This window comes from Nitrosophilus sp. (genome assembly GCF_982775275.1).
Genome location: NZ_CEXZHP010000082.1, coordinates 1 through 6,198, shown reverse-complemented (window position 1 = coordinate 6,198; position 6,198 = coordinate 1). Strand labels below are relative to the sequence as shown.

Here is a 6,198-nt window from a genome sequence, read left to right as displayed (position 1 = left end):
CCTATTTAAACCAGGATAAGGAGATTTTCCATCCCAAAAAAGCGCCAAAAAATATCTATTTGGAAATAGAAAATCTTAAAAAACTCACCCTTAAAACTTCCGATAATATTATATTGGAAGGAGCTTTTGTAAAAAACAAAGATCACAACCCTTTAATTATCTATTTTGGCGGAAATTCAAACAACGCTCTTGCTTTTTTAAACGTGGTTAAAGATATAAAAGATTTTAATTTTTTAGTTTTTAACTATAGAGGATATGCAAACTCTTCTGGATTGCCATCACAAAATAAAATTTTAAGCGACGCTATAGAGATATATGATCATTTTGCAAAAGGCATGGATGTCTATCTGATCGGTAGAAGCCTTGGAAGCTCAGTAGCGGCTTATCTTGCAAGTAAAAGAGAGGTTAAGGGTTTAGTCCTTATAACGCCTTTTGATTCTATATTGAACCTTGCAAAAGATAAATACCCCTATCTTCCTATGAAACTAATTTTAAAACACCCTTTTGAAACATATAAATATATTGAGTTTGTAAGAGCCCCGGTAGCGGTAATAAACGTAGAAAATGATGAGGTAATTCCTTACAAAAATTATCTAAATTTGGAAAAACATATTAGAAATCTTGTTTTTAAAAAAACCCTAAAAGATACAACACATATGGCAGTTTTTACCCATCCGGAATTCTTAGATACTTTAAAAAAAGCATTAAAAATATTAAAAAAAGCACAATGAAAACGGCAATTTTATTAATTTTTATAAATTTATATCTTTTTTCGGCCCAGATTCAGTCAAATTATATGCTTGAAATTTATGAAGAGGGTAAGATTTTATCAAAAAAATTGGAAAAAATTAAAAAATTTCCAACCATTAAAAGAGCGTTGGAAGCAAAATTTGTTGATTTAAACAAACTAAACAAAGAATTTAAAAAACTATCCGATTTTAATAAAAAAGCCAAAATTTTTAATAAAGAGGAGATTCAAAAAATAAAAAACATAATAAAAAAGCTACAGGTTTATAAACCTAAACCTATAGCTTAAGAGATACAATCCAAAGCCTCTTGCATAAGCGTTATATGATAATCTTCTTGATTGTTTATAAACTCAAAAAAGTTAGAAAGTTCCTCATCTTTAACAGCAGCAGCCAATGCCTTGCATTGCTCTTTTGCTCCTTTTTCTTCCTCAATTCCGTCAAGTAAAAACTTTTTTAAATCCTTAAATTTATAAATATCTTCCATTACCACTCTTGGAAGAGACAATAGTCCCATTTTTGACTGCATAATCGCAAAGCTTTTTAAATGAAACATCGATTCATATATTAGATCTTCATAAATTGAGTAAAGTTTTACATTATCTGTGTGAAGCGAAGAGTATAAATAAACTAAAATCAGTTCATACTCTTTATAGCTCTCTTCGAATAAAAATAGAGTCAAGGCATCAAGAGATGTTTTGTCAAGCTCTTTATTTGGATATTTCATAGATCTATCGAAGGCTTCTATTTTAAAATTTTTTATTTTTTTAAACTCTTTTAACTTAGTAATCATATACTTTTCATCATTTTTTATTCTCTTAAAAAGCTCGCTTTTTTGATAATATAACTCTATAGCCAAAAGCTCGTCTATTAATTTATCTACTAATTCATGAAAATCTTCAACCTTTATCTCTATATTTTCTCTATCAAAATCTATATCATCTGAATTTTTAATAATATCTTTGGCAAGCCATTTTAAGTGTCTAAACTCTATTAAGCTAAAATCATATAAAACATCAAAAATCTCCCCTTTTGGGATACTAAAGGCCCCGTACAATACTTTTAACCATAACTCATGCTTTTTTTGAAAAACTTTTTTCATACAAAATCCTTTTATTAGTTTGACTCTGGTTGGGGACAAGATAGAGTTACATACTCTATATGCTCTTTTTTTATCCCTTTTTTCCTATCTTCATAATCTTTCACGGCAGCTAAAAAAGCTCTTGCGACTACTTCTCCACAAGCCGCGTCTGCTGGAGGATTGTCTTTGATCCTATCTAACACTTTTTGAGTAAATTCCACTCCATCTTTTATAGTTCCTCTTTTATACTCTTGGCTAAAAAGGCTCCCGCTAACTAGCGTTGTCCCGCATCCGTTAGTTTGCCATTTGATATCCAAAATTTTTTGGGTTGAGGGATCTACTTTTAACTCGATTATTACCATCTCTTTGCTAATTTCGTTTTTCCCTATACCTCTTGCATCATACTCTTGCATTTTCCCATAATTTTTAGGATCCATCAAATGTTCTAAATATTTTGGATTAATATCTGGTATTTGCTCCATTGCTACCCTTTTGATAAAATATCTAAGAAATTATACCATTAAAGGAAAATTTTGAAGAGCGACAAAAAACAGCAAAAGTATGAAAGATTAAAATATATAAGAGAGTTGGAGAGATTTACAAACAGAGTGGTTAATTTTTTAAATAAAGAAGATATTACAAAAGAGGAGTTTAAAAAATTCATAGATAAAATTTTTAAAAATTTGGAAAATATAAAAAAAGTTATTTTAAAAAACGAATATTTAACTTCATTGGAAAAATTTGTAGAAAAAACAGCAAATCTTCCTTTATCAAATAAAGATATTAAAGAGATAAAAGAGGATACCTTATATGAAGCAAACAGGCTTAGAAAATTAAAAAGGGTAAAAAGTTATCAAAAAGATAAACATAAAAAAAGAGATTATTAAAAGTGATGGGAGATCCCATCACTTGATTAAAATATAGAAAGAAGCACACCAGCTGCTACCGCTGAACCGATAACACCGGCAACGTTTGGTCCCATAGCGTGCATTAACAATACATTTGTCGGATCTTCTCTCATACCCTCTTTGTTTGCAACCCTTGCCGCCATCGGAACCGCACTAACTCCGGCCGCACCTATTAGAGGATTGATCGGTTCGCTTGAGATTTTATTCATTATTTTGCCCATAATTACGCCTGCGGCTGTACCTATAGCAAAGGCAACAAGTCCTAAAGCCAAAATCCCAAGAGTTTCCGGAACCAAAAATTTTTCAGCCGCAAGTTTTGATCCTACCGCTAATCCTAAAAATATCGTAACTATATTGATAAGCTCGTTTTGCATAGTTTTTGATAATCTCTCAACTACGCCAGACTCCCTAACAAAATTTCCAAAAGTTAAAGCTCCGATTAACGGAGATGATTCTGGAAGAATCAATATAGTAAGAACCAATACCGTCAAAGGAAAAAGTATTTTTTCAAGTCTGCTCACTTTTCTTCCGGTTTTCATTTTTATCTTTCTCTCTTCGGGAGTTGTCAAAGCTCTCATAATCGGAGGCTGGATAACAGGAACTAAAGCCATATAGCTATATGCGGCAACCGCTATCGCTCCTAAAAGATCCGGGGCCAATTTGGAAGCGATAAATATCGAAGTAGGCCCATCTGCTCCACCGATAATTGAGATTGCTGCCGCATCTTGAAGACTAAAATCAAAAAGTCCCATTTGACTAAGAGCAACAGCACCTACAAGAGTCCCAAAAATTCCAAACTGAGCGGCGGCACCTAAAAGAGCGAGTTTTGGATTTGCCAAAAGGGGACCAAAGTCGGTCATCGCTCCAACACCCATAAATATTAAAAGAGGAAAGAGCTCGTTTGCGATACCCGCTTTATAAAGTTCTCCTATAAATCCGTGATCCCCTATAATATTTGCTAAAGGAATATTTGCCAAAAGTCCGCCAAAACCTATAGGTATCAATAAAAGTGGCTCAAAACCTTTTGCTATAGCAAGATAAAATAGTAAAAAAGAGATACCTATCATAATAATTCGTCCAAAACTTTGGTGAAATTTGCTCATCTCTTCACCAAGAGCATTTTTTGCACCCTCTTTTGGACTAAAAATTGCATAAATGCCGGTCTGTTTATAAAAACCCACAAAAAGATCTGCAACACTCTTTTCATGAACCTCTTTTTCAACCTTTTTTTCTTTATCTGCGCTCATATGATTTACCGTAGCTATAGCGCCTATTGGCACCAATACAACCATAAGAGCCAAGAAAAAACCAATTAATCTTTTTTTCATAGGCTTACTCCATTGTCGCTAAAACTTGTCCCTCTTGGACACTATCGTTAACTTTCACCGCAATATTGGCTATTACTCCATCTTTTGGCGCAGGAACGTCTATCTCCATTTTCATAGCCTCAAGGATCATTATCTTATCTCCCGCTTTTACTTTATCTCCCGGATTAACAAGTATCTTCCATACGTTTCCGGGAACCGCGGCCTTAATCTCGGTCATCCCCCCGGCAGATTCGCCTTTACTCTCTTGCTCTTCAACAACAACCTCTTTTTTTGCTTCTGCTTGCGGTTTTACCTCAACATTTCCCTCTGCAACCTCAACAGTAAATTTTTCACCATCCACGATAACAGTATAAATTCCGCTAGTTTTACCCATGCTCTTTTTCTCCTCATCTTCTTTTTTTCTTATCATTAATGGACTCTCGCCTTTTAAAAACGCTATACCTTTATCCCCGCAGGCTGCGGCGATAAAAATATTTTCTTCTGATGTCTCGATATTTTCTTCTTCAAGCTTTTTCTTCCAGTAAGAGATAGATTTTGTTTCATCGCGATCGGCTATATCAAGAGGATTCTCTTTTGTTGGAGGAAGCTTTAACTGCTCACTTGCAAGCTCAACGATAGCAGGATCTGGCTCAACCGGAGTTTTTCCAAAATAGCCAAGAACCATTTTCCCATATCCAGGGGCTATCTTTTTCCACGGACCAAACATTACGTTGTTAAAGGCCTGTTGCCAATAAAATTGACTAACTGGAGTTACGCTTGTTCCAAAACCACCCTTTTCTACAACCTCTCTCATGGCTTTAATAACTTCGGGATATTTATGTAAAATGTTATTGTCTCTCATCATTTGAGTATTTGCAGTTAGTGCGCCTCCGGGCATAGGAGAAAAAGGAATAAGAGGACTAACTTGAGTAGCTTCTGGTGGAATAAAATACTCTTTTAAACAATCTTTCAATACCTCTTCATACTCCAATACCTTCTCCATATCGAGTCCGCCAAGATCATAAGGCTTTCCTTTTACAGCATGAAGCATAGTTATAATATCTGGCTGACTCGTTCCTCCGCTAACCGGAGCGGCTGCTAGATCGATGCCGTCAACTCCAGCTTCCAGTGCGGCTAAATAACAGGCCACGCTAACACCGGCGGTTTCGTGAGTATGAAGTCTTATATGCACATCTTTACCCAAAATTTTTCTTGCCATTTTAATAGTATCATAAACCTTTTGTGGAGAGCTTGTTCCGCTTGCGTCTTTAAAGGCCAACGAATCAAACTCTATCCCTCTATCTAAAATCTCTCTTAAAGTCTTTTCATAAAACTCAGGCGTATGGGCTCCTTCGCACCCGGGAGGAAGATCCATAATGGTTATAACAACCTCATGTTTCATTCCATATTTTTTAATACATTTGGAACTATACTCAAGATTATCAACATCATTTAGCGCATCAAAGTTTCTAACCGTAGTAGTTCCGTGCTTTGCAAAAAGTTTTGCAAAAAGATCTATCATCTCCCTACTTCCGGTATCAAGCATAACGGTATTGATGCCCCGAGCCAGGATTTGCAGATTTGCTTCAGGACCAACTTTTTCTCTAAATGCGTCCATCATATCAAAGGCATTCTCTCTTAAATAGAAAAAAAGGCTTTGAAACCTTGCTCCCCCACCAAATTCAAAATGGGTTATTCCTACATCTTTTGCAGCATCCAGAGCAGGTAAAAAATCTTTCATTAAAACCCTTCCTCCAAAAACGGACTGAAATCCGTCACGGAAGGTGGTGTCCATTATATCTATATATTTTTTCTTCATATCCACCTCTTTTTATGAATTTTTCATATGATGAATCGCCGCGACTATTGCGGCAACCTTTTTTTGCTTATCTTTTTTTGACGGAACTTCTTCCTCTTCCTTGTGAGGAAAATATTTCTCAACAAGCTTATGCTGCCAGTTGAGCACAAGCACCATCAAATACAAAAAAATAAAAACGATTCCCATACCAAGAATCATATATTTAATGGCTTCAAGTATCATTTTATACTCCAAAATTTAAAATCATTTTGCATATTTTATGGCAATTTTGCTTATAATATCTTTTTATTTTTAATATTATTGACAAAAATATCTATTTTTATACAATTTTACATAC

At 34.6% G+C, this 6,198-nt stretch carries 8 protein-coding genes; 3 read left to right on the top strand and 5 right to left on the bottom strand.

What is annotated here, in order from left to right; translation table 11 throughout:
- Both AC30RD_RS05260 and AC30RD_RS05255 read left to right on the top strand, forming a co-directional pair.
- Positions 1–731, top strand: a 731-nt coding sequence (locus AC30RD_RS05260; RefSeq protein ID WP_489493267.1) for an alpha/beta hydrolase, incomplete at its 5' end; no start/stop codon positions are given.
- On the top strand, positions 728–1,036 hold the full coding sequence (locus tag AC30RD_RS05255) for a hypothetical protein (RefSeq protein ID WP_489493266.1): 309 nt from the start codon (positions 728–730) through the stop codon (positions 1,034–1,036). The genes AC30RD_RS05260 and AC30RD_RS05255, both read left to right, overlap by 4 nt.
- Here AC30RD_RS05255 and AC30RD_RS05250 read toward each other — a convergent pair.
- A complete protein-coding gene (locus tag AC30RD_RS05250; protein ID WP_489493265.1) occupies positions 1,033–1,848 on the bottom strand; it encodes an iron-binding protein in 816 nt (271 codons plus the stop codon). The genes AC30RD_RS05255 and AC30RD_RS05250 overlap by 4 nt on opposite strands.
- 14 nt (positions 1,849–1,862) lie before the next feature.
- Positions 1,863–2,309: an iron-sulfur cluster assembly scaffold protein gene (locus AC30RD_RS05245; RefSeq protein ID WP_489493263.1), complete on the bottom strand. Its 447-nt coding sequence runs from the start codon at positions 2,307–2,309 to the stop codon at positions 1,863–1,865.
- A gap of 51 nt (positions 2,310–2,360) precedes the next feature.
- Here AC30RD_RS05245 and AC30RD_RS05240 point away from each other — a divergent pair, with 51 nt between their 5' ends.
- A complete protein-coding gene (locus AC30RD_RS05240; protein ID WP_489493262.1) occupies positions 2,361–2,714 on the top strand; it encodes a hypothetical protein in 354 nt (117 codons plus the stop codon).
- A 26-nt stretch (positions 2,715–2,740) separates the two neighbouring features.
- On the opposite strand, the gene AC30RD_RS05235 is transcribed toward AC30RD_RS05240, so the two are convergent.
- The 3 genes from AC30RD_RS05235 to AC30RD_RS05225 are packed head-to-tail and all read right to left on the bottom strand — an operon-like array spanning position 2,741 to position 6,083.
- Positions 2,741–4,063 (bottom strand): sodium ion-translocating decarboxylase subunit beta, encoded by a 1,323-nt coding sequence (locus AC30RD_RS05235; protein WP_489493261.1) that lies wholly within the window; start codon positions 4,061–4,063, stop codon positions 2,741–2,743.
- A gap of 4 nt (positions 4,064–4,067) precedes the next feature.
- Entirely contained in the window at positions 4,068–5,861 is a 1,794-nt protein-coding gene (locus AC30RD_RS05230; RefSeq protein ID WP_489493260.1) for a biotin/lipoyl-containing protein, read from the bottom strand.
- Between the two features lie 12 nt (positions 5,862–5,873).
- On the bottom strand, positions 5,874–6,083 hold the full coding sequence (locus AC30RD_RS05225; RefSeq protein WP_489493259.1) for an OadG family protein: 210 nt from the start codon (positions 6,081–6,083) through the stop codon (positions 5,874–5,876).
- Between the last annotated feature and the right edge of the window lie 115 nt (positions 6,084–6,198).

Excerpts from the sequence above, each read along its gene's own strand:
- AC30RD_RS05255 (WP_489493266.1), top strand. The coding sequence starts at position 728 with ATGAAAACGGCAATTTTATTAATTTTTATAAATTTATATCTTTTTTCG.
- AC30RD_RS05250 (WP_489493265.1), bottom strand. The coding sequence starts at position 1,848 with ATGAAAAAAGTTTTTCAAAAAAAGCATGAGTTATGGTTAAAAGTATTG.
- AC30RD_RS05245 (WP_489493263.1), bottom strand. The coding sequence starts at position 2,309 with ATGGAGCAAATACCAGATATTAATCCAAAATATTTAGAACATTTGATG.
- AC30RD_RS05235 (WP_489493261.1), bottom strand. The coding sequence starts at position 4,063 with ATGAAAAAAAGATTAATTGGTTTTTTCTTGGCTCTTATGGTTGTATTG.
- AC30RD_RS05230 (WP_489493260.1), bottom strand. The coding sequence starts at position 5,861 with ATGAAGAAAAAATATATAGATATAATGGACACCACCTTCCGTGACGGA.
- AC30RD_RS05225 (WP_489493259.1), bottom strand. The coding sequence starts at position 6,083 with ATGATACTTGAAGCCATTAAATATATGATTCTTGGTATGGGAATCGTT.